Annotated in this window: 16 protein-coding genes; 3 read left to right on the forward strand and 13 right to left on the reverse strand. The window is 52.2% G+C overall.

What is annotated here, in order from left to right; translation table 11 throughout:
• Positions 1-7: 7 nt before the first annotated feature.
• From F0P93_RS06060 to modA, 12 genes are all read right to left on the reverse strand, one after another.
• A complete protein-coding gene (locus F0P93_RS06060; protein WP_150875448.1) occupies positions 8-1387 on the reverse strand; it encodes a RagB/SusD family nutrient uptake outer membrane protein in 1380 nt (459 codons plus the stop codon).
• A complete protein-coding gene (locus F0P93_RS06065; RefSeq protein WP_150875449.1) occupies positions 1384-4428 on the reverse strand; it encodes a SusC/RagA family TonB-linked outer membrane protein in 3045 nt (1014 codons plus the stop codon). Before F0P93_RS06065 ends, F0P93_RS06060 begins: the two co-directional genes overlap by 4 nt.
• Positions 4429-4879: 451 nt before the next feature.
• Positions 4880-6277, reverse strand: coding sequence for a RagB/SusD family nutrient uptake outer membrane protein (locus tag F0P93_RS06070; RefSeq protein ID WP_150875450.1), 1398 nt, complete (start codon positions 6275-6277; stop codon positions 4880-4882).
• A gap of 13 nt (positions 6278-6290) precedes the next feature.
• Positions 6291-9296 (reverse strand): SusC/RagA family TonB-linked outer membrane protein, encoded by a 3006-nt coding sequence (locus F0P93_RS06075; protein WP_150875451.1) that lies wholly within the window; start codon positions 9294-9296, stop codon positions 6291-6293.
• Positions 9297-9858: 562 nt separating this feature from the next.
• Positions 9859-10635: a LytR/AlgR family response regulator transcription factor gene (locus F0P93_RS06080; protein ID WP_150875452.1), complete on the reverse strand. Its 777-nt coding sequence runs from the start codon at positions 10633-10635 to the stop codon at positions 9859-9861.
• Positions 10607-11803: a sensor histidine kinase gene (locus tag F0P93_RS06085; protein ID WP_150875453.1), complete on the reverse strand. Its 1197-nt coding sequence runs from the start codon at positions 11801-11803 to the stop codon at positions 10607-10609. The genes F0P93_RS06080 and F0P93_RS06085 overlap by 29 nt, the downstream gene beginning before the upstream one ends.
• Before the next feature lie 21 nt (positions 11804-11824).
• Positions 11825-14287 (reverse strand): TonB-dependent receptor, encoded by a 2463-nt coding sequence (locus F0P93_RS06090; RefSeq protein ID WP_150875454.1) that lies wholly within the window; start codon positions 14285-14287, stop codon positions 11825-11827.
• A gap of 71 nt (positions 14288-14358) precedes the next feature.
• Positions 14359-15171 (reverse strand): patatin-like phospholipase family protein, encoded by an 813-nt coding sequence (locus F0P93_RS06095; protein WP_150875455.1) that lies wholly within the window; start codon positions 15169-15171, stop codon positions 14359-14361.
• Between the two features lie 197 nt (positions 15172-15368).
• Positions 15369-16208, reverse strand: a complete 840-nt coding sequence (locus F0P93_RS06100; RefSeq protein ID WP_150875456.1) for an MBL fold metallo-hydrolase — start codon at positions 16206-16208, stop codon at positions 15369-15371.
• Between the two features lie 583 nt (positions 16209-16791).
• The gene (locus F0P93_RS06105; protein WP_191908739.1) at positions 16792-17646 is read right to left on the reverse strand and encodes a sulfate/molybdate ABC transporter ATP-binding protein; all 855 of its coding nucleotides are present in this window, start codon (positions 17644-17646) and stop codon (positions 16792-16794) included.
• A gap of 5 nt (positions 17647-17651) precedes the next feature.
• Complete coding sequence (gene modB, locus F0P93_RS06110; RefSeq protein WP_150875458.1) at positions 17652-18323, reverse strand: molybdate ABC transporter permease subunit; 672 nt, start codon at positions 18321-18323, stop codon at positions 17652-17654.
• Positions 18320-19057 (reverse strand): molybdate ABC transporter substrate-binding protein, encoded by a 738-nt coding sequence (gene modA, locus F0P93_RS06115; RefSeq protein ID WP_150875459.1) that lies wholly within the window; start codon positions 19055-19057, stop codon positions 18320-18322. The genes modB and modA overlap by 4 nt, the downstream gene beginning before the upstream one ends.
• An 86-nt stretch (positions 19058-19143) precedes the next feature.
• Here modA and F0P93_RS06120 point away from each other — a divergent pair, with 86 nt between their 5' ends.
• The 3 genes from F0P93_RS06120 (at position 19144) to F0P93_RS06130 (ending at position 23321) form a co-directional block, all read left to right on the forward strand.
• Positions 19144-19695, forward strand: a complete 552-nt coding sequence (locus F0P93_RS06120; RefSeq protein WP_150875460.1) for a hypothetical protein — start codon at positions 19144-19146, stop codon at positions 19693-19695.
• Between the two features lie 65 nt (positions 19696-19760).
• Positions 19761-20369: a Uma2 family endonuclease gene (locus tag F0P93_RS06125; protein WP_150875461.1), complete on the forward strand. Its 609-nt coding sequence runs from the start codon at positions 19761-19763 to the stop codon at positions 20367-20369.
• A 21-nt stretch (positions 20370-20390) separates the two neighbouring features.
• Positions 20391-23321: a leucine-rich repeat domain-containing protein gene (locus F0P93_RS06130; protein WP_150875462.1), complete on the forward strand. Its 2931-nt coding sequence runs from the start codon at positions 20391-20393 to the stop codon at positions 23319-23321.
• Positions 23322-23331: 10 nt separating this feature from the next.
• On the opposite strand, the gene F0P93_RS06135 is transcribed toward F0P93_RS06130, so the two are convergent.
• The gene (locus F0P93_RS06135; protein WP_114406982.1) at positions 23332-23532 is read right to left on the reverse strand and encodes a hypothetical protein; all 201 of its coding nucleotides are present in this window, start codon (positions 23530-23532) and stop codon (positions 23332-23334) included.
• Between the last annotated feature and the right edge of the window lie 122 nt (positions 23533-23654).

Genomic DNA, 23654 nt, shown 5'->3' on the forward strand with positions numbered 1-23654 from the left:
CTTGGAATCAGTACCCCGGATTCTGTGCGTCCTTCAACGCCGGATTGCGCTGAATTTCACCATTCGGAATTGGCCAGCGGTCGTAAGTCGCTTTCCAGTTGGGCGAAAACGCCGTCATGACCGCCTGCAGGCGGCCCGTGCGAATGAGGTCGAACCAACGGTGGCCTTCAAAAGCCAGTTCATACACCCGCTCCCGCTCAATCGCCGAAATCACTTCGGCCTGATTGGCGGCCGACACATTCGGGGCTTTCGCCCGGACCCGCAGCACGTTCAGGTCGGCAACGGCCCCGGCGGTTCCGGTCAGTTTGTTTTGCTGCGCCCGGGCTTCAGCCCGAATGAGGTACATTTCCGCCAGCCGGATCAGCACGATGTTGTTGTTATCGTTGTCTGCCGTGCCGTATTTCTGAACCGTCCAGCCGTTGTCGTCGCCCTGCAAATTTTGGGAATCAAACGAAACCGTCGCCCGGCGCGTCCCCGACTCGGTCGACAGCAAAGACACCACCACCTGATCCGATGGGATGACTTCCCGGCGTCCTACAAATAGATTGGTCAACCCAAAAGCACTGGTCCCGGGGTCGTCGGACAGCCCGTAGCCGACTTCCAGAATAGACTCTTTCGTAAAGTCCTTGCTGACAATATCTACAAAGTTCGTCTCCAGAACATACACCTTCGAGTCGATCACACGGGTCGCATACACCTCCGCCTGGGTCCAGTTTTTCTGGTAGAGATAATACCGGGCGAGCATGGCCTGAGCGGTTATTTTGTTGGCATACGTTCCGTTCACCACGGTGGCCGTCGAACCGGCCTCGATGGTGGCCAGATCGGCCTCGGCAGCTCTGAAATCTTCCAGCACGGACGCCAGAATATCAGCTTTTGGCGTCCTCGGAATGTTGCGGTTGGTGCCCTGGTCGGTGGTGGTTACTTTGGGAATATCGCCAAAGGTGTTAGCCCCGATAAAGTTGGCGTAGCCGCGCAAAAACCGCATCTCAGCCAGCACCTGCTTCCTGGTGGCTGCCGACACGCCACTGATGGCGGGCAGTCTTTCCAGCACAAAGTTGGCAACATAGATCGTCCGGTACAGGTTGCTCCACAGGGAAGCCGGTGCGCCGTTCGAAGACGTAATTTGTTTGGTACCCAGCTCACGGTAATCGGTGAAAGTGCCGTTGTGACGGATGTAATCGGCCGTAAAATCCCCCGCCATCATGTTCGTGGCCGCCATACCCCGCAGCGCACTGTAGGCGCCGATTCGCGCCGGTTCTACATCGTTCGGTTCGTTCAAAACCAGGTTATCGACCAGCAGATCGACCGGTTTAGGTTCCAGTACGGTCGTACAGGAAGCCAGCCAAACCGTGGCCAGAATGGCCGTATAGCGAATGAGTCGGATCATAGGTTTAAGGTGATTCCCACCATCATGGTTTTGTATTGAGGAATGGTGAAAAAGTCGATGCCCTGAGCGGTGGTCGAACCGTCCAGCGTGCTGACTTCCGGATCGGGACCCGAATACCGGGTGAGCGTCCAGAGGTTGGTAGCCGAGGCAAAAATGCGGGCGGTTGACACAATCCGGAACCGCTCGACGTATTTTTTGGGGAGGTTATACCCCAGCGAAACGTTTTTCAGCCGCAGGTAGGAGCCGTCTTCCAGAAACCGGCTGCTGTGGTAGTTGTTGTACGTATTCTGGTACACATACCGCGGGACGCTCGTGATGTCACCCGGTTTTTGCCAGCGTTCCAGGGCTTTCCGCGACTGGTTGCTCTGCAAATCTGCCCCGGTGTTGATGGACGTGACACTGGTAAAGTTCAGCATCTTGTTGCCATACGATCCCTGAAAAAAGACGTTCAGATCGAAGCCTTTGAACGAGAACCGGTTGGTCAGACCGCCGAAAAGCTTGGGTTGGGCATTGCCAATCACCTGGCCGTCCTCGCTGTTGATCCGGCCATCGCCGTTGATGTCATCGTAAATCGCATCGCCCGTCGCCGGATCAACCCCCAGGAACTTGAGTCCCCAGAACGAACCCAGCGGTTGTCCCTGCAAAACGACGTTTGTACTCCCGACTCCATTGGCGTCGTACCCTCGAAAAAGCGGGCCGTCGTTGGCAAGCTCGACTACCTTGTTGATGTTCCGCGACAAATTCAGGTCGGTATTCCATTTAAAACCGCCCCGATCGAAGTTGACCGTTGAAATCATCAGCTCAATTCCCCGGTTCGATATCTTGCCGATGTTCCCCTGCAAGGTTCCAAAGCCGGTCGTAGACGGAATGGGCTGGGCAAACAGCAGTCGATCGGTCAGGTTATCATACATATCGAAACTGAAGGTCAGTCGCCCGTTGTAGAACGACGCATCCAGACCTAGGTTGGCTTCCCGCGTGCGCTCCCACTGCAGGGTCGGGTTGGCCAGCGCAGCCGGGCCTAAGCCCGTCGCTCCGCTGTAGGTCACCGAAGCCCAGGTCCCCAGAAACTGGTAGTCCCCGATCCGCTCATTCCCCGTAAAACCGTAGCTGGCCCGGAATTTCAGGTCGTTCAGAAACCGGAACGATTCCATGAATTTCTCCTGAGAAATCCGCCAGCCTACAGATGCCGAGGGAAACAACCCGTATTGACGATCCCGACCAAAGCGGGATGAGCCATCGTAGCGGGCCGTCAGCGTTGCCAGATACCGGTCATCATAATCGTAACGCACTTCACCGAAGGTGGAAATCAACCCGCTTTTCAGCAAACCGGAACTTCCGTTATCAACAATTCCCGCCGAGGTAATGTACGTAAAGTCATCGCTCGGAAATAACCGCCCCTGCACGTTCCCGGAGCGTTCCTGGCGTTGCAGAATTTCAAATCCGGCCAGGAAGTTAAACCGATTCTTTTCATTCAACAGCACATTGTACGTCAGCGTGTTGGTATTGATAAACGTCGTGTAGGTTCCAGAACTAAAAACGCCGTAACCGCGCCCGCCCACGCTTTCCAGATAGCCGCCAATGGCGGTTTGCGACGACTCGAACTGGTCTTCCGTCACCTGGTTATAGTCGATGCTCACCTTGGATCGAAACCGGAGATTCTGAAGCAGTTCGTATTCGGCCCAAAGACCGCCCAGCATTTTCACCGTGTAGGTATCGAACCGGGGCAACACCGCCTGGGCGACCGGATTGAAGTTTGGAAAACCGGCGTAATTCGGATCGTTGGGGCCGTACAGTTTGCCCTGTTCGTTATACGGCGAATGAAACGGGAGCGATTTGACCGCGCCTGAATACACCCCATCCAGAAAGTTGTCTCCTTTCACCCGCTTGTTTAGCGTTCGTGACAAGGAAATGTCCGTACCGAATGACAGCGCCGAATTGGCTTTGTGATCGAAACTGAACTTGCCCGACATCCGGGTCAGGCGGTTGTTTAATTGAATGCCTTCTTCATCGCGGTAATTCCCACTGATGTAAAAATGGGTTTTGTCGGTGCCGCCCGATGCCGAAAGCTGGTATTGCTGGTAGAGACCTCTCCGCAAAACTGCATCGACCCAATCCGTATTGATGCCGTCGGTAACGCCTTTAATCAACCCCAGTTTATCAGGGTCCTGCCCGGCATTGGTCACCGCTTCCCGTTGCAGATCGAGCAACTCGCTGGAATTGAGCAGATCAGGACGACGGACAATTTCAGTCACCCCGCGCTGCACGTCGGCGGTAAAGGTCGTTTTCTGGTTGGCTTTCCCCTTTTTGGTGGTCACCAAAACCACCCCATTGGCGGCCCGCGACCCGTAAATGGCTTTGGCGGAGGCATCTTTCAATACCTGGATCGACTCGATGTCGTTGGGGTTGAGGAGCGAGAACGCGTTGTCGTTTTGGCCCCCAAAATCCCGCGACGACAGCAAACCGTCTTCAACCGGCACGCCATCGACAATGAACAACGGACGATTGCTGGCCGTGATGGAGGTACTGCCCCGAACGCGGACGGTGATCCCCCCGCCCGGTGTTCCCGACGACTGGGTGACCAAAACCCCTGCCGCCTGGCCTTGTAGCGCCTGGTCGAAACTGGTGACGGGAATTTCCTTGAATTTTTCGGCGGTTACGGAAACCATCGAACCGGTGATGTCTTTCTTTTGCACCGAATTATACCCGGTAACCACCACCTGTGCCAGTTCGTTGACGGCTTCGGCCATCTGGAGATTGATGACCGAACGTTTGTTGACAGGAACGTCCTGTGAAACCAGGGCGATGGACGAAAACGTCAGGATGTTTTTGTCATCGGGGACGTTGATGCTGTAATTCCCATCGGCGTCGGTGCTGACCCCTATGGTGGTTCCTTTCACCACAACGTTCACGCCGGGCAGTGTCGAGCCGTCCTGTGTTGCGGTTACACGCCCCGTTACCCGGCGAGTCTGCCCAAAGGCCAGGTTTCCCGACAGAATAATGAATAAGCACCAACAACTTAAAAAAGTATAACGTTTTCTCATCTACAAATACGGGGTGTTAAAACGAATCTCATGGGCCAGAATAGGTTACTTCTTTCCCCCTTTGAAGGGTCAATATACTGATTTTTCAAACTATTAAACGCTGAACTACGGCTAATCAATGTATACCAAATAAAAAAATATGTAACATCTACCATGACGCTTTTTTTTAGTGCAACGTTGTACTTCTGCCAAATAAAAATGCCGTACCCACCAGGTACGGCATTTTTAAATAGAGTATTTCAAAATGACGACTATCAAATGATCAATAATCAATATAAAAGTATTCATGGGACATCCCCACTTTTACATTAATAAGACATTCGCTTTTTGCCCCTGCATCCCCTAAAGGGAACTGGACGCGGCAACATCCGGATGCTGAAAGTCCCCTTTAGGGGATGTAGGGGCAAAAAGCGAATATCCTACATCTGATATTCATCATTTTTATAACTCCTCAATACCCCGGATTCTGAACCAGCAGGCTATTGGCATCAATTTCCCGTTTCGGAATGGGCATCACCAGCTTCGGATCGTTCCAGTTGAGGTCACCGGTTTTGCCTTTCGTGCGCTTGATATCGTGAATACGCAAGCCTTCGAAGGCCAGTTCCTGCTGACGTTCTTTCAACACCTGGGCCAGTGTCGGCGCAGCAATCGGAGCCACACCAGCCCGTTCGCGAACCGCATTCAGGTCGGCGGCAGGCGTTGCTCCCGTGGTGGTCGAAAGCCGCAGGTTACACTCAGCGCGGGTCAGCAGCATTTCCGCCAGACGAATCACCGGAATGTTGGCATAAAAATCCGCCCATTTTCCGGTGTAATACCGGGTTCCGGCACCTTTCACACCGATGTAATACAAATCCGTCCGACGCGCATCCGTCGCATCATACGACTCCACAAAGCTGTTCAGTACCTGGACATCACCCCGTCCAATGGCCGAGCCTCCCGATGGAATGCTGGCGTACAGAGTCGTTAACCCATCGTTACTCGTTCCGGGGTTGTTCTGGGTATTTTCCTGAATCTCGAAAATACTTTCGGCTGTATTGCGGTTGCGGAATACGGCCGTGACGTTGGCATTCAGTTGGTAATTTCCGGATTGGATCACCTGATTAGCCGCGGTCAGGGCTTTGGCATAGTCAGACTGTTGCAGATATACCCGCGACAGAAACGCCAGTGCCGCAAATTTGGACGCCCGCAACCCATTGTCTTCCGGCATCAGGGTCGATGCCTTGGTCAGGTCATCCAGCACCTGCGTGTACACCTGCGCCACGGTATTCCGCGCCCGGGTTTCGGCCGCCTGTTCCTGACCCGTCGTGCCCCGTAACACCAACGGAACCCCCAGTTGATCATTAGCCGCCGTTGCTCCCCAGGGCAGTGCGTACAGGCGAACCAGCTCAAAATACATGATCCCCCGCAGGAACCGTGCTTCACCCTCAAAGGCGGTTTTCTGATCGGCATCCGTCACTTTGTCCAGCGACTCCAGGATGTTGTTGGCCACGTTGATAACCTGATAGGCTGTAATCCAGGTGCGTTGCGCTTCGGCGTTGGTGGCCAGCATCTGCCGGTTGGTCACTTCCCGATAGCTCGCAAACGTTCCGCGCCAGGACACCGAATTATCAGAAGCTAGCAGTTCAGGAACCAGGTTCAGGTTGGTTCCATACAATTCGCCATCAGCCAGCCCACCACCGGTTCCGGTCAGAACGCCATAGGTCCCAATCAACGCACTTTCAATGTCCTGCGCCGACGACAAAGCCGTGGCCGCATCGACCGACTGGCGGGGCTCAAGGTCCAGCTTGTTGTCACAGGCAGAGATGCCCATTACCATGGCCAGACTTAAGGATATGATTATTTTTTTCATGTTCTGTTTTCGATTAAAAGCCAAGATTTACACCAAACGTAAAGGTTTTCGCCTGCGGAGGGGTGTAGAAATCATGCCCTAACGCAATGTTGGCCGTCTGGTTCGTCGAGTTGATGTACTGCGTGTTTACCTCCGGGTCATAGCCGGTATACTTCGTAAACGTAAACAGGTTCAGTCCCGAAACGTAAATCCGGGCGGTTTGAATGAAGGCTTTTTTCAGGAGTGAACTGGGCAGATTGTAGCCCAGTGAAGCGGTTTTCACCCGCAGAAACGAACCATCCTGCACCCAGCGGGATGAAATACTGGTTCCGTTGGCCGCGCCGAATTCAGCGCGTGGAACATCCGTCACATCACCCGGTTTCTGCCAGCGATTCATCTGGTCCTTGGTCTGGTTATCAAAATAATCACCATTCACCGATTGGTAAATACCCGCTACGTTGAAGAGGTCGTTGCCGGAAACAAACTGAAGCAGAACACTCAGGTCGAACCCTTTGTAGGAGAAGCTATTGTTCAAGCCGCCCGTAAAATCAGGGTTGGGATCGCCCACAAACAATTCCGGCGCCGAAGCGTAGTTGTTCGTGGGTTGCCCGTCTGCTCCCTGATACAGCGCATCGCCGTTGGCCGGATCGACACCCAGGTATTTTTTACCGTAAAAAACACCCAGCGGCTGCCCCACCGTCACGTAGCTCAGGAAGCGGGAATTGGCCCGGATGGGCGACACATCCAGTCGCGTCACCTTATTGCGGTTGAACGAGATGTTGAAGTTGGTCGACCAACGGAAAGCGCCAACCAGGTTTTGCGAGGTAATGCTGAATTCAAGACCCCGGTTGCGCATGCTGCCGATGTTGCGGGCAATGGTTGAAAAGCCGTTGATGGCGGGTTGTGGCACGTTCAACAGCAAATCGTCAGTGATTTTGTTGTAAAAATCAATCTGGCCGTTGATCCGGTTGTTGCGGAAACCAAACTCCAGACCCAGGTCAAACTGCGTCGATTTTTCCCAGCGTAAAGCGGCATTGGCCACCTGCGAAGGACGAATACCGACTTGGTCGGCGTAGTTGATGGTTCCGTACAACCCGCGTGAATCGAAGTTGCCGATTTCCGAATTCCCGGTCAAGCCGTAGCTGGCGCGCAGTTTCAGCAGGCTCAGGATGGGAAGGGCATTTTTGATAAACGGCTCATCGTTCAAAATCCAGCCGATGGAAGCCGATGGAAAAAAACCGTAGCGGTTGTCGGCTCCAAAGCGTGACGAGCCGTCGATCCGGCCCGTAAAGCCCACCAGATAGCGGTCTTTAAATTTGTAGTTGGCGCGGGCCAGATACGAAAGAATGCTAAAACCGGTTTCGGTCGAGCTGGCATCCGTTTTCTGACTGGCACTGGCGAGTTCCTGAAATTTGTCGTTCGGGAAGTTCCGACCCGTAGCCGACACCACCTGCACATTCTGCTCCTGGTAGGTCATCCCGGCCAAAATATCGATCGTATGATCGGTACCGATGTTTTTCAGGTAACTGAGCGTATTGTTTGTGGTCCAGTTGTTCACCCGCGTCATGGCCTGGTAGCCGTAGCCAGTCGGGGCACCGTCTTCCGTCACCCGTCCCTGGTAGATTTCTTCCTGCAAATTCAGGACATCAAAACCGTACTCGCTCCGAAAAGTCAGACCCGGCAGAAGCTGGTACTGGCCGAAGATATTTCCAAACGTACGGAAGGTGCGGGCGTAATTGGAAGCGTTGTCGAGCTCCACCAGGTTGTTATAGTACAGCGTCGAACGATTATAGCCTGTCGGATCGCTGGGTTTGTAAATCGCCTGGAGGGGCGGCAGGGCGTTCAACTGAATCGGGTTGGAGAAGGCGTTATCGCCCGACACTTTCTTGTTCACGATGGTCGAGAAGGCGATGCTGGCTCCTACGCTCAGTTTCTTGCTCACCGTGTGGTCGAGGTTCAACCGCATGTTGTTCCGGCGAAAGTTGTTGCCGATGATGAAACCAACCTGTTTGTTGGTCGCTCCGCTCAGGCTAAACCGGGTTTTATCGTTCCCGCCGTTGATGCCGAAGTTGGCCTGATTGACGGCTCCCTGCCGGAAAGCCGCCCCCGCCCAGTCGCTGTCGATGCCGGAGTTGGGGTCAATCCCGTAGCCCGGAAAACCGTCGCTCGGATCGTTGGGATCAATACCCGCGTTGGTGAGCGACTCCGTAAATAGTTCCTTGTATTCGGCCGAGTTCAAAAACTCCCGTTTGCGGGTAGCGTTCGTGATTCCGGTATAATAGCCAATCTGGATGTTGGTCCGGCCGGCTTTTCCGCGTTTGGTCGTAATCAGCACGACGCCGTTGCTCGCGCGTGATCCATAGATTGCCGAGGCTGAGGCATCTTTCAGAATCTCAATGGATTCGATGTCGTTCGGATCGATGTCGGCCAGCGGGCTGAACAGTTCGGTGTCGGTCGTATTGACATCCTGCGAGGTGATGGGAATGCCGTCCAGAACATACAGGGGTTCGTTTCCGGCGGAGATCGAAGCGGCACCTCGAACCCGGATTTGCAACGCTGAACCAAGTTTGCCACTTCCTTGCGTAATCTGAACCCCTGGTGTCCGGCCTTGTAAGGCCGTTTCGAAGGTTTGCACCGGAAGCTTGGCAATATCGTCGCCCTTCACGGTCAGTTGCGATCCAATCAGGTCACGGCGCTGTTGTGTACCGTAGCCCACCACAACCACTTCACTCAGGGCGCGGGTGTCGTTCACCAGTTTCACATCGATGGTGCTGCGGTTGCCAATAGCCACCTCCTGCGTCGTCGTTCCGATGAAACTGAATACCAGCGAGCCCCCCGATGTCGGTACGCTGAGTGCATAATTGCCATTGGCATCGGTCTGGGTTCCCCGCGAAGTTCCCTTCAACTGAATGGAAACACCCGGCAAGGCCGATCCGTCCTCGGAGGAGGTGACTTTTCCCGTCACCTGCCGATCCTGCGCTATAGCCGAGGCCCACACCAGGGTGATTAGCAGACAGCTTAGCAGTAATGATCTTCTCATACAAATAGGTTTGGTTTGTTGAAAAAAATAAGAATTAAAAAAAGCAATCACCCGAAAAAGGGGAAATAACTCTAACGCAATTTAATGCAATTCGGGGGATATGGAGAACCTTATGATCAAAAAAAATGTATGCCTGCATACTGTTTATAAAATCATTAAAAAGCCGGAAAGCTTCTTCTACTCAGAAACAACCCGATAATTCATTGATAACCAAATAAGTATTAACACGCTTCAATTTTCTTACCCCCCCTACTACGGCAGGGTAACGGTTTGGTGTTTGCGCTGGACAAATTTTCAAATGGGTGATTCCCACCATCAGAACCTTCTTATGGGCTTCAGTTTTAATCCTATTAAATAAATCAAATGTCTTATTAAGTTATATTAAAAAGCGGTTACCAGGTAGAATACCCTTCTCGTTGTAACCAGTTTGTCAGTCAGTGATAACACCCGATCCTCAACCATCGGCATTCAATGGTTTCTCAATTTTGGCTGGCGGCAATCAGGGTTATTTCGGCTATTCGGAGGCAAATCAGGAAGTTTGAGTAGCCTGAGCGCCGTTGCATCAGGCCGATTTGGAGTAAAACGCTTTCAGGTTGTCGCGGTAATTTCGCGTCCACTTCAGTTGCTGACCGGTTTTTAGTTTGACGATGTACTCCCCGTTGAAATAGGTTTCGACCTCCGCGATGTAATTGAGGTTGACGATGTAGGAGCGGTTGATTCGCACAAAATCGGTCGGATCAAGCCGCGTCTCCAGGCTCGTCAAACTGTCGTAAATTGTATGGCGCTCCTGGGCCGTGTGCAGGGTAATGTAATTGCCGTCGGCGTCCAGGTAACTAATGTCGTCGGCCTTCACCAGATACATCCGGCCGGTTTCTTTCACCAGAATCCGGCGCAGATAAGCCCCGCTGGGTTGCGCAGCCTGTTCGCTCATCAACTGACTCACCAGGGCTTCGATTCGGGGCTGGGTCCGTTGCGAAAGCCGCTCCTGCACCCGCCCCAACGCCTGGTGAAAGCGCACTTCATTGAACGGTTTCAGCAGATAATCAATGGCGTTGACCTCAAAAGCCCGCAAAGCATACTGATCGTAGGCGGTAGTAAACACCACAAACGGCTGGTGGTGGGGCCAGATTTCTTTCAGCACCTCAAACCCGTCGAGTTCGGGCATTTGAATATCCAGAAAAATCAGATCGGGGCGGTGTTGAAGAATTTTGATGACGGCTTCGGTGCCGTTGCCTGCTTCGCCCAGAACCGTAACCGACGGATCGGCCCGCAAAAAGGTGCGAATGACACTCCGGGCCAGCATTTCATCGTCAATGATGAGCGAGCGATAGGTTTTCATGCGTAGAGTTGGGGAGCAAATTGGGTTCGCTGGGAAATAAAAGCGTCACGATGGTGCTGCCACCCTGCGGTTGTTCGATGGTAAAATGAGCCGCATCACCGTAGGCCTGACGCAGGCGCAGGCGGGTGTTGTTCAGGCCGAGACCGCCCCCCGCCCGCCCCTTCCGGCGATGGCCCAGCCCGTTGTCAAAAATCGAAATCTGGATTTCGCCGGGGTACCTACGGGTGCTGATGCGAATCAGGGCGTCGGTGGTCAGCCCCGAAATACCGTGTGTCACGGCATTCTCGACCAGCGGCTGCAGCAGTAACTGCGGAACCGGGCAGTTTTCGGTGGCCGGGTCAATGTCATATTCGATCCGGAGCCGATCCTGAAACCGGATTTGCTGAATCGCCAGATACTGCTGGGTCAGCGTGAGTTCCTGTCGAAGCGTCAGAAAATTGGACTCCTGATGCGCCAGCACGCCCCGCAGCAGATCGCTCAGGGTAGTAACCATGTCGATGGCCTTCCGCGTGTCGTTTTGCAGCATCAGACTCACAATGGCGTGGTGCGTATTAAACAGAAAATGGGGATTTAACTGCATCTTGAGCGCCTGAAGCTGGGCACCCGCCAGTTGTGTCTTCAGTTGCTCATTGTTCAATTCATACGTTAGATTCTGTTCTTTCAATGCCTGGTAGCGATGGGTGTAGGAAATAATGCTGTACCCGACGACAACCAGCAGGTAGTTGGTAACACGCAGTGAATACGACCAGAAAAACCAGAAGGGAATATTTTCGGGACCAATCGGCTTCCCGATTTCGTAGGCATACAAGGGCGAAACAAGCAGATACGCAACACTGGAAACCAGCAACGAAAAACCGGAGGCAATGAGCACGTGAATGGCCACCGACTTGATCCAGGCTCCTTTGCGTTCCAGCAGCCGGATCGGGAAACGCTGTGCGGCTTTCAGAATCAAGGGCGTGAACCCGAGCCACATCAGATACGTAATGAACCATTCAACCGATTCGGCGATGTACATTTTCGATTTACTGCCCAACATCCAAACCAGCGTGCTCTGGATGTACGAGAAGATGGCCAGAACACCCCAGAAAACCAGCGAATAACGCCAGAACTGGCGGCTGGTAATCGGGATGCTGGCCTGCTGCAAAAGTTTATTGATGAAGTTTGTCATTGGGATTCGTATAGGTACGGGTTAATTCATCCGGCGTTGTTCCTCCTCAGAAACCGTCCGGCGGTTCCCGGCTCCTTTTAATTCCCGGTTTCCAAAATGGTAGGTGAACGTCAGGCGGGCGACGCGGGTTTCGGCGTAGGATGCAAAGCGGAAATCCATTTGCTGGAACTGCAGCGTTCCCCGATAGCGCTGCGTCTGAAACAGATCGCCCCAGTTGAAACGCAGAACGGCTTTTTTCTGCCACAAACTTTTCTGAAAGCCGACGCTCACCTGACCATATGCCCGCATTTTGTTCTGGCTGTAGACGTACGGCGAATTATAAGAAGCCGCCAGTTCAGCCGACAGGCCCTGCGGAAAAACGAACGTATGGTGGCTGGTCAGATTGGCCGACGTCCAGGTCGTGTTCAGTGGTGTTCCGCCCACCCCGGATTGGTAGGAACTGTACGACAGATTAGCGGTATTGCGGGCCGACCACCAACGGGCAAATCGCACAGGCGAACTCAGATTCAGCCCCAAAACCCTCTGTTTCGCCAGATTAACGAGCGTAACCCGCGTGACGCCGGTGATATCATTCTGTTCGTTGATGTCGGCTATGACGTCCCGGGTCTTTGCATAACTCACACTCACCGTCGTTTCGTCCTTGTAGCTATAACCGAGCTGGAAAGCGTCGGTATATTGAGGTTTCAGGTACGGGTTGCCCTGCTGGTACATATACGGACTATAAATCCGGATGAAGGGGTTCAGAAACTGGTAATCCGGCCGGTCGATCCGGCGGCTGAAGGTATACTGGAACTGGTGGTTTTTGCCCACCTGGCGGGTCAGCGATACATTCGGAAACAGGTTCAGATACGACCGCTTTACGGTAGGATGGGCCGTTACGGAATAGGCTTCGGTTCGGGTCTGTTCCAGCCGAAGACCCACTTGCAGCGTCCAGTTCGCCCAGTTTCGGCGGCCCGTCAGATACCCGGCGTGAATCGTTTCGCGGTATTCAAATTGGTTTGTGCGGCTGGTGTCGAGCTGCCAGGGTATGGTTTGTCCTGCCTCCGCGCGTTTGGTCTCAAACTGCAAATCATTTTTGAGCGTCACAAAACTGCTTTTCCAGCCGCCTTCCACGGTGGTCCGCCGGTCGATGGGATGCACATAATCGGCTTTGGCGGCTTGGATCAGAGCTTTCGATACGGTATGGAGTCGCTGAAAATCCCGGGGACCGGTTTCGACGCCCTGCGGGTTCAGGTAGCGGTTTTCAAACTGTTCCAGCGGCCGAAACGAGGCATCGGAATAATCGACATCCAGCCGCAATTCGCGTCCCTTGCCACCCCGGCTCGTGGTGTCGAACCGATGGCGGTAATTCAGGTTGGCCGCCAGCCGGTCGATGGTGCGTTGGTTGTCGTTCCCGGTTTCCTCGGTAGAGGTCAGAACGCCGGCTTTGTACAGCACACTGGTGGTTCCACCCTGCGAGCGGTTGCCAACGTTCATGCCGTTCAGCAGCAAACCGATGGTCGAATGGCGGTTGGGCGCAAAATCAGCACCAAACCGAAACGAGTGGCTGGTGTTTTGAATGGGTCGGTAGGTTTCCTGCCGGATCAATAGTGGCTCGCCATCCGGTGCCAGCCGCCGGTCGATGTTGGCCACCGACCAGTAGTCGCGCTGATCGAATGCGTAGGTACCAAACCAACTCCATGGGCCCGTTCGGGCATTGAGTGTCAGACCCGTATTGTATTTCAAAAACCGACCCTGACCCAATCCGGCAGTCAGATTGCCGTTGAGCCGTTGGGCCGACCGGTTGCGTTTCAGACGGATGTTGATGATACCGGCATTGCCGGCTGCATCGTAGCGGGCGGGCGGATTCGGGATGAGTTCAATGGCTTCGATGGTATTGCTGGGCGTGTTCCGGAGCAAATCCATCACCTGGGCCGCCGACAGATAGGTAGGCTTGCCGTCGATCATCACCAGCGTCTGGTCACGGCCTTTCAGACTAATTCGGTCCGACTGCCCATCCACCACCACGCCGGGCGCTTTTTCCAGCACTTCGAGGGCGGTTCCACCCGTGGCCACAAGGCTGTTCTCAACGTTGAGAACCGTTTTGTCAAGTTGCTGCTCGATGAACGGTTTTTGAGCTTTCACCGTCACCTGAGACAATTGCCGGGTTTCTTCACGAACCACCAACGACGGCAGTTGGCTGTTCCACTGGTTCTCGCCTACTGTAAAGACACGGGAATAGGTTTTCTGAAACCCTACCAGTGAGGTCGCCACCAGATAAGTCCCGGCAGGAATGGTCTCAAATTCATACACGCCCTGCTGATTACTCACCGTCCCTTTCACCAGGGTCGAGTCGGTCGCTTTCAGCAACAGCAAGGTCACCAACTCCAGCGGACTGCCCCCCGAATCGTGTACCAGACCCGTCACCCCACCGAATTGTGGAGGCTGAGCCGTCAGGCTACCGGAAGCAAAAAGAAGCGCAACAATCAGAACACGTTTCAACATTACGGGGCATGGAAAGCTGTTTTCTGATGAAAACTACGACTTCCCGATGCGTCTTCCCAGACTCAATTGGCTCAACCGGGGGTTTTATTGTTTGAATTGGGCGAGATCGTATCTGAAATGAATGCCGACTCCAGCGTCCTGATCAACTGGGGTTTGATCGTCTGGGTGTATTGATAGCCAATCCGGAAAAGATCCCGGGCGCGACGCCAGTCAAAAACATCGTAGCGGCTCAATTCGGGCGGTTCGATCAGCAAGTGGCATTTGGCCAGCCGCTCCCGGGTTTTGCTGCGGACGGCTAGAATGAGACTGCGCTCCAAAACGCCTTTGACGGATGTAATCGGTTTCTGGGTTGCGAACGGGTTGCAATGAATCCCGACGATGAAATCGACTTTGTCTTCGATCACTTCAACGGGCATGTTGTTCAAAACCGCCCCGTCGACGTATTGGCGTTTGTTGATCAGGTAAGGCTCGAAAATACCGGGCAAACAGCAGGAAGCCAGAATGGGTCGGACGAGTTCGCCGGTATTGAAAACCGTCAGAACGCCTTCGGTCAGGTCCGTCGCCACCACATGCATCGGGATATGCAGACTTTCAAAGCTATCATGCGGTAGATATTTCCGGTATAATTCCTCCGCTTTGTCGAGCCGCAACAGCCCCAGCCGGGTAAACGCGGGTCGAACGTGGCGATAAAAGGGCGTTGTCTCGATAATTTTCAGGATTTCGTCGGGCGTATAGCCATTGGCGAATAAAGCACCGGCAATGGCCCCCGCACTCGTTCCCGCAATCTGATCGAACACAAACCCTTCTTCCTGTAAGCCCTTTAAAACCCCCAGGTGCGCAATTCCCCGCGCCCCTCCTCCGGAAAGCACCAAGCCAATTTTCATTTTTTTACGACGATGACTTCACTTTTGCCCGTTCTTTAGGGGAACGGGGCAAAAGCGAAAGAATAAAGAATTAGTAGACGTATTAATGACGTTCAAATTCGAAAAATTGCGGAAAACCAAACTGAACTTCCTCTTTCAGGTAACGAAGCGTATGCTGGTTTTGCTACGGGATGTTACATATAAAATCTCGTTCCGGTTCATTCCAATAACGCGGCCAACTCTCCTTTCTCCCGGATTCGGATGCCTTTCTCAGTGGCTTCGACGGTGGCGGCTTCAACAACCGGATCGTGTTCGAACACCAAAATCCAGTTTTCTTCGGCCGCCTGCTTTAGCAAACGCGTTTTTTCTTCCATCGTCAACAGCGGGCGGACGTCATAACTCATGATCCAGGGCAAGGGGACGTGGGCCGACGACGGAATCAGGTCGGCAACATAAGCCACTTTCCGGTTGCCGATCTGAAAAACCGGCAACGTCATTTTTTCCGTATGACCATCGACCTGCACCAGCTCGACATTTGGGAAGGAAAAACCGCCCTGATCGACAAAGTGCAACTGCCCGCTCTGCTGCAACGGTTCGATATTCTCCTTTAGAAAAGACGCTTTTTCGCGTGGATTCGGGTTCGTAGCCCAGTTCCAGTGCGCGCTGTGACTCCAGTAGACGGCGGATGGAAAAGTAGGAACGAGCCGGTCGGAGAACCGGGAAACCGCTCCACCCACGTGATCGAAGTGGAGGTGAGTCAGCAACACATCCGTAATGTCTTTTTCAGAATACCCCGCCTGCCGAATGGATTTCAGCAGGGACGCTTCCCCATGCGGCTCATAGTGACTGAAAAACCGGGCATCCTGCTTGTCGCCCAGGCCTGTGTCGACCAGCAGCAGCCGATTGCCTTCTTCCACCAGCAAACAGCGCATCGCCCAGGTGCAAAGGTTACGGTCGTCGGCCGGGTTGGACTTGTTCCAGAGTGATTTCGGCACAACCCCGAACATCGCCCCACCATCTAATTTAAAAAAACCGGTTTCGATCGTTTGTAGCGTCATAAATGAATTCTTGGAAAATGAATAATCAGACTTATATATACACTATAACCGGATCAGACGGTCCCGTTGGATAAAGAAATGATCATTAAAAAGGTATTAAACGGAGCTATTTTACGCATTATAAACTAGATTTGTCTTGCATTTATCAGACATAACCAGTACTTTTAGGCATTGATTGAATGCTCAACGTGTATGAATTTAAAGAATCTCTCTGCATACTGCTCTTTTCGAGCTAGTGACAACACTGATGTTTGCGGTGTTCTTGGTTTCGATAATTCATCCATATCCGTCGTATGTCATTCATTCAATTTCGGGTTGTAAGCAATCCTGTAAATTGTTGACAGATTTTAGGATTCAATGATATATAAAATTTCGCTTGCAAATAAGTGATCAACCGGAAAGTCCGGTATAGAGGTTCCTTCTTCTCGTTTTTGGTTCGCCAAGACGGCTGCATGGAATGGTTATACTGATCTTTTTTTGAGCCTTACCCTTAGCGGGGTAAGGTAGGTAGGACAGAGAAAAATGGTAGCAAAGATCCCCGTACATTTCGGGGATTTTTCTTTTCAGGACTCTTCAACTTTTCTCAGTCGGCCTTTCGGGTCAGCGTTTGGGGATCGATGGATACGGCAATGGCTTCACCAATATGCCATTCCTTTGTATCTGAAGGCACATTCACTGTGATAATGGGGCTCGTTAGCCGAATCTGAAGTTGCGTTGTGGTCTCCCGGACATTCACTTCGTTTACGATACCCGTTACAGGATTGAGCGATTCTTTTTCTGCGGTATAAGGACTTCCAAAATTCGTTACCTTTCCCTGTTTCAATTCCAGAATGTTGTCGGCGACCCGTTGAATTTCTTCCTGGTGATGGCTGACCAGGACCGTTGTCGTTCCGAATTGCCGGTGCAGTCGAACCAGTTCACCAAGCAATTGCTCCCGGGTTTCGTAATCAAGGGCCGAGAAGGGTTCATCCAGTAACAATACTTCGGGCCGACGCGCCAATGCCCGGATCAAGGCCACCCGCTGCCGCTGTCCACCCGACAGCGTGGCCGGTTTCCGGTCGGCCAGATTTTCTAAATCAACCAGTGCCAATAACTCATCGACCAACGAATCCCGACGGCTTTCGGCTGCAAACTCGACGTTTTGTCGGACAGTCATGTTGGGAAAGAGCGCAGCATCCTGAAACACCATGCCGACTTTCCGCTGTTGCGTTGGCACCTGAATCTTTTGTGCCGTATCGAGCCAAATCCGGTCACCTACCCGCATCATGCCGCTATCCGGCACCGTCAGGCCTGCCAGAATCCGGAGGAGGGTCGTTTTTCCCGAACCCGAAGGGCCACACAGACCGGTCAGGCTTCCGGCTGTCAGCTTAAAATCGACCTCGAGCGGGGCCGGGCCGCTGGCAAACAACAAATTCATCCGGGCCCGGAGATGGAGCATCGGCATCAGAATATCACCCATCTTTTGTTAATCGCGTAAACCGTCAGCAAAATACCGAAGGAGATGACCAGCAGCAACAAGGCGTAGGCATTGGCCGCTCCGTAGTGCAGCAACTCGACTTCATCGTAAATCGCCACGGAGGCCACGCGGGTTTGCCCGGGCAGATTGCCACCGATCATCAGCACCAGGCCAAATTCACCGATGGTGTGCGCGAAGGAAAGCACCAGGCCAGTCAGCAGCGACGGTTTGATGTTGGGAAGCAAGACACGGAAGAAGGTTTCCCGGCGGGATTTCCCAAGCGTATACGACGCTTCCCGCAACGACGCCGGCAGATTTTCCAAACCGGCCTGTACAGGGTGAACCATAAACGGCAAACTGTAAAAAATGGACGCCACCACCAGCCCTTCAAACGTAAACAACAACCGCAGGTCGAACCAGGCAAGCAATTGTTCGCCCAGAAAACCGGTTGGACTAAAAGCGAGCAAGAAGTAAAAACCAAGGACCGACGGCGGCAGAACGAGCGGTAAACTGATGACAGCTTCGATCACCGGTTTGAACCGGAAGCGGGTGAATGCCAGCCAACCCGCCAGCGGAATCCCGACCAGCAGCAACAAAAGCGTCGTGGTGGTGGCCAGTCGAAACGTAAGCAGCAGGGGTTGCCAGTCGAAATCGGTCATGGGCGGGATGGCAGTTGGTAACCGTATTGCTGGAAAATAGCCCGTGCTTCCGTCGAAAATAAATAGTCATAGAATTTCTGCGAACCGGCGGTGGCCTTCTTGAGTAAAACTACGCCCTGCGCAATGGGTTCGGCTCCTTCCACATCGGCCCAGCGGACTTTGCCCTGCAAGGAGGGTTCCAACACGACCGATTTTGCCGTGAACCCCGCATCGACCGCGCCCGAAACCAGGTATTGGTTGACCTGTGAAATGCTTTCGCCGTAGACAATTTTGGGTTGTAAGCCTGTCAACAGATTTTGCTGGGTTAGCGTGTTTACGGCCACGGAGCCATAGGGAGCGGTTTTGGGGTTGGCAATGGCAATCTTCGTAATCCGTTTGTCGGCCAGGACGGCCAGCCCTTGGGCGGGATCGATGTCGGCCCGCGTCCACAGCACCAGCAAGCCATAGGCATACGTTTTCGGTTTCGCCTGCGCCAGTCCGGCCCGAAAAACCAGCTCGGGATAGTGAAGATCGGCCGACAGAAAGACGTCGAACGGTGCGCCATTCTGAATCTGGGCCGTGAGCTTTCCCGACGAGTTGACGATGGATTCGACGGCCAGACCGGTTTTCTTTTCAAAACCGGCTTTCAGTTTTTCCATGACAAACTGCGCGTTGGCTGCCACCGCCACCCGAATTTTCTGGGCAGCAGCCGGAAGCGTGAATGCAATAAGAAACAGGATCAACCCGTGGCGCATGAACGATCGTTATGGTCTGGCAAATATAACGAGTTCTTGGAAATAGGAACGGGAATAAGTAGGTTTATATTCCTCACAGAACAATCATGAAACATCTTTTCTTTCTATTGGCAGGGTGTCTTTTTAGCTTTAGCTGCCAGGCGCAGCTACTTCAGGAATTTGTCGGCGCAAAAAAACCGGAATGGAAAGCGGATGTCATTGCTCAACACGGCAATGGAAGTTGGCTAACCGGCGCAGGCATTACGGTTTTGGGCACTACCGCCAAAGTCGGTTATTTTGCCGCCAACCGGTGGTGGATTGGGGCTGAGGGAGAACTGCACAATTTTTTATCGACCCGTCTGGAAGGCGGTTTATTTGCCCGGTATTACCTCTGGAATGGCTCACTCCTGAGCGGTTTTGCACTGGGTGGCGTATCCTACGGTCGGTTCCAGGGCTGGGATTGGGACATTGACTTCGAAACCCCCGGTTCGCCAACGCGGTATTCCAGCGCCAAATTGAATGCGGGGCTGGGTCTGGAAATGACGCTTTCCCGGCGGTTGGCGCTTGAAGGCGTCGGGAAGGTGGGCAAACTCACCGATGCGGGCTGGTTTCAATCCAGTGTTCAGATGTCGCTCAATGTGTATTTAGGTCGGCGGTAGAGCCCATCTGGCTTGAAAGTGCCGATTAAAATACGTAGTATTGATTTCATTGGATGAATAAGCGCATGGCAATACCCATTGTCTTTGAGGAGCCCAAACGCCGAAAACGCGTTCCCTCCTATCTGGTTTACGAAACACTCAACGGAAAGCCTCTGTATTACAAAGGCTACAAGGAAGTTTTGTCAGGCAAGAAAACAGCCGCCGAGATTATGGGAAGCAGTTCGTTGCAAGCGGCCATTGTGACTGCTATTGTCATGTTTATAGGTCGTACGATCAATCGAAAAAGATATTTAGTCGTTTCAAATGAATCCGGCCTTCATGTCGATCATGGGAGTAATTTTTCGAATGATGTAGCCATTTTTGAAAAAGAAGGGCTCATTCTGACAAATAAATATTTCGATGTACCGCCTAAAGTTGCCATTGAAGTTGATGTACAGATTGATCTGGAGAATTTTTCGGCCCGTGAACAGAGCTACATTTACGCAAAAACCGAGCGGCTTCTCGACTTTGGTGTTGAACGCGTAATCTGGATTACCACCCAGCCCCAAAAGATGTTCATTGCCAATCGCACTGGCGACTGGATTACCCACAATTGGGATGTTAATGCACCGGTTTTAGATAATTGTGTGTTGAATCTGGCTGAGTTGTTAAGGGAAGAAGGGATTGGCTTATAACGTTTACGGTCTCTCCTTTTTATGACTCCGCCCGAAGCTCTACAACGCATTAATAAATGCAAACAGAATCGGGCAACCCGCCTGAATCTAAGTTTACTGAAGTTAAAGGAAATTCCGGCAGAAGTTTCCGATTTGAACTGGTTGACGGTATTGTCCCTCGACTCGAATCAGATCAGTGAAATCAAAGGCCTCGATACACTCACCAACCTGACTCGATTGTCCATCTCCTCGAATCAGATCAGTGAAATCAAAGGCCTCGATACACTCACTAACCTGACGGAAATGTCCCTCTCCTCGAATCAGATCAGTGAAATTAAAGGCCTCGATACACTCACCAACCTGACGGAATTGTCCCTCGACTCGAATCAGATCAGTGAAATTAAAGGCTTCGATACACTCACCAACCTGACGGAATTGTACATCTATTCGAATCAGATCAGTGAAATCAAAGGCTTCGATACACTCATCAAACTGACGGAATTGTACCTCTACTCGAATCAAATCAATGAAATCAAAGGCCTTGATACACTCACCAACCTGACTCGATTGTACCTCTCCTCAAATCAGATCAGTGAAATCAAAGGCCTCGATACACTTACCAACCTGACGGTATTGTCCCTCTCCTCGAATCAGATCAGTGAAATCAAAGGCCTCGATACACTCACTAACCTGACGGTATTGTCCCTCGACTCGAATCAGATCAGTGAAATCAAAGGCTTAAGTCCGAAGCAGTTGGAAAGAATGGAAATACTGAACCTGGATGACAACCCGATTCAAGGCATTTCATTGAGTGATTTTTCGGACGTAAAAGGAATTATTGGTTACCTGCGAAGTAAACAAACCGATACACTGGTTAAAAACCGGCGTTTAAAGGTCAATATCCTGGGCACGGGCCGGATCGGGAAAACGCAGTTGCTGAATTTTCTGAAAGACCAGACCTTTAATGAGGATGACCTGCCAACCCACGGAACAAATCAGTTGGCGTATGCGATACCCGCCAGCGACTACCGGGCCAAAGTCTGGGATTTTGGCGGGCAATCCTACCACCACGGTTTCCATTACCTATTCCTACGTCGCTCCGACTTTTACCTGGTGGTCTGGCGTAACGGTCACGTACAGCCCTCCGACTACGGTTACTGGCTCGGTACGGCCCGGGCCTTTGCGCCGGAGTCGCCACTCCTGCTGCTGCAAAACTGCTGGGTAACGAAAAGCGAACAATACAGTCAAAAAAATCCCGGCGACGGTCAGCCCGACGAGGTGGCTTATCCCGCCAGTGAGCGGCTGCAACGGTACGGGCTTGGCTGGTCGGATGTGTTTGCCATCGATGTCCGGCAACTCCCAAAGCCGGGTGCCCGCGAAACGTATTTTTTGAACGAACTGCACCACCGGATGCGGTTGCACGCCGACTCATTTGGCGAGATTTCCGAAAAATGGGTGAACGTCGCGGAGCGATTGGAAACAGAACCGTTGGATGCCATTTACCAGGAAAAAACTGCCTTCCAGAAAAAATACGCAGCTAATTTTGACGAACCGGCATTCGAGGGGCTGCTCAACTTCCTAGAATTTACCGGAACAATTCTGTATTTCAGAGACCGTCCGCTGTTAAAGAACTATGTTTTTGCGAACCCGCCCCGGTTATCTGAATGGATTTTTCAGTTGGTTCGTGACAAATCCTATCCGCAACAGCAAACCGGAAAAATCAGCCGAAAAGAAATCCAGAAGGTACACCGGAAAGAAAAAACCGATGTCTTTTTTGCGTTGATGGACGAATTCCGGCTGATTTTTGAGCAACCCCACCGGGATGAACACGACGACCCAACGAATCAGTATTACATCATCCCACAGTTTCTACCCGAATACAAACATAGTTTCAAGCAGGTTTTGCTCGAATTATTGCCGTTTACGTTCAGTCTCCAGTTTCCGGATTTCATTCACGAAGGCCGGATTTTTCAGTTCATTGCCGCTTACGGAAAATACGCCAAAGACAACACCGGCTACTGGAAATACGGTTTATTGTTTGGATATGAGACCAACCGGCAGCACCCCGGTAAAACACCCGAACAGCGGCAACAGGATACGTTGCAGGTGTTGGTCTATTACCTGGATGAACTCCGGCAGTTGATGGTACACATCGAAGACGGCAAAGGCCGCAGTGAAGTTGCTCGGGAAATATTCGATTATTTTGTTTTTGATTTCCAACCGTCCCAGCCCGAAGCCGAAACACCGAAAAAACCGGGCATGAAACGAAAAACCGGACTGGAAGCCGAAGAACTGGACGAAAAACAGTTTCTATCCCATCTGACCCGCAGAAACCGGGACGCGAAAGACCTGAAAACCGTCGTGTATCTTTCGACCAACCGGCCTTACTTCATCGATGTGGTCGAAACCATGCAGAATATCGAAGCGAAAAACTACTTCGGTACCTGCGTCGAAACCAGAAAACGAATCCCGCTAAATTTTATGGCTATCAATCTGCTTTCAAAAGACGACAACCGGAAACTCCGGATTTTCTTTTCCTATTCGCACAAAGACGAAGTATACCGCAAGGAACTGGATGTACACATGGCCATGCTCAAACGTTCCGGACGGATCGAAACGTGGTATGATCGGGAAATAAAAGCGGGTGAAGAATGGAATGATAAAATTAAAGAGCAACTTGAATTAGCCGATATTGCTCTACTTATGATCAGTGCGGATTTTCTACACTCCGATTACATCTGGGAACAGGAACTGGGGATTCTGCGAAAACGGCTGGAACAAAAAGACGGTATTGTTGTCATCCCCATTTTTACCCGTCCCTGTGATACAACTGACTTTGACATGATGCGTTTTCAGGGCGGACAACGGGATCACCAAAGCCGATTGCCCTGGATTTCTTCCAGTTCAGATAAAGATGAGGTCTATTCCGGTATTGTGAGTGAAATCCGAAAAACCATCAACTCAATGCGATAACTGCAAGCCCTCAACTCCCCTTAAACCGGGCCGCATCAATAATCGACCACAAGTGAATCAGCCAGCCGAGCAGAAAAAACCAGAGGACACCGGCCAGCACAAACTGAATGATTGCCATCAGCAACCGCCCTTGCAGCAACTGACCTAAACCGGGAATGAAGAAACTACAGAGAGCAGCCAGCACGTTGCCGCCCGATCCTTGACCTGCCATTGTTTTTGAGCGTTTAAAGTACGATTTCCACCGAAAAGTAGTGTGGTGGCGGATCAATCCGTTCGGTTTATGACAAACGGTGATTCCTGTCCTTTAAACTGCCAAAAGCCGGGTCCGGTTTT

It is taken from the genome of Larkinella humicola (genome assembly GCF_008727875.1).
Taxonomy (GTDB): domain Bacteria; phylum Bacteroidota; class Bacteroidia; order Cytophagales; family Spirosomataceae; genus Larkinella; species Larkinella humicola.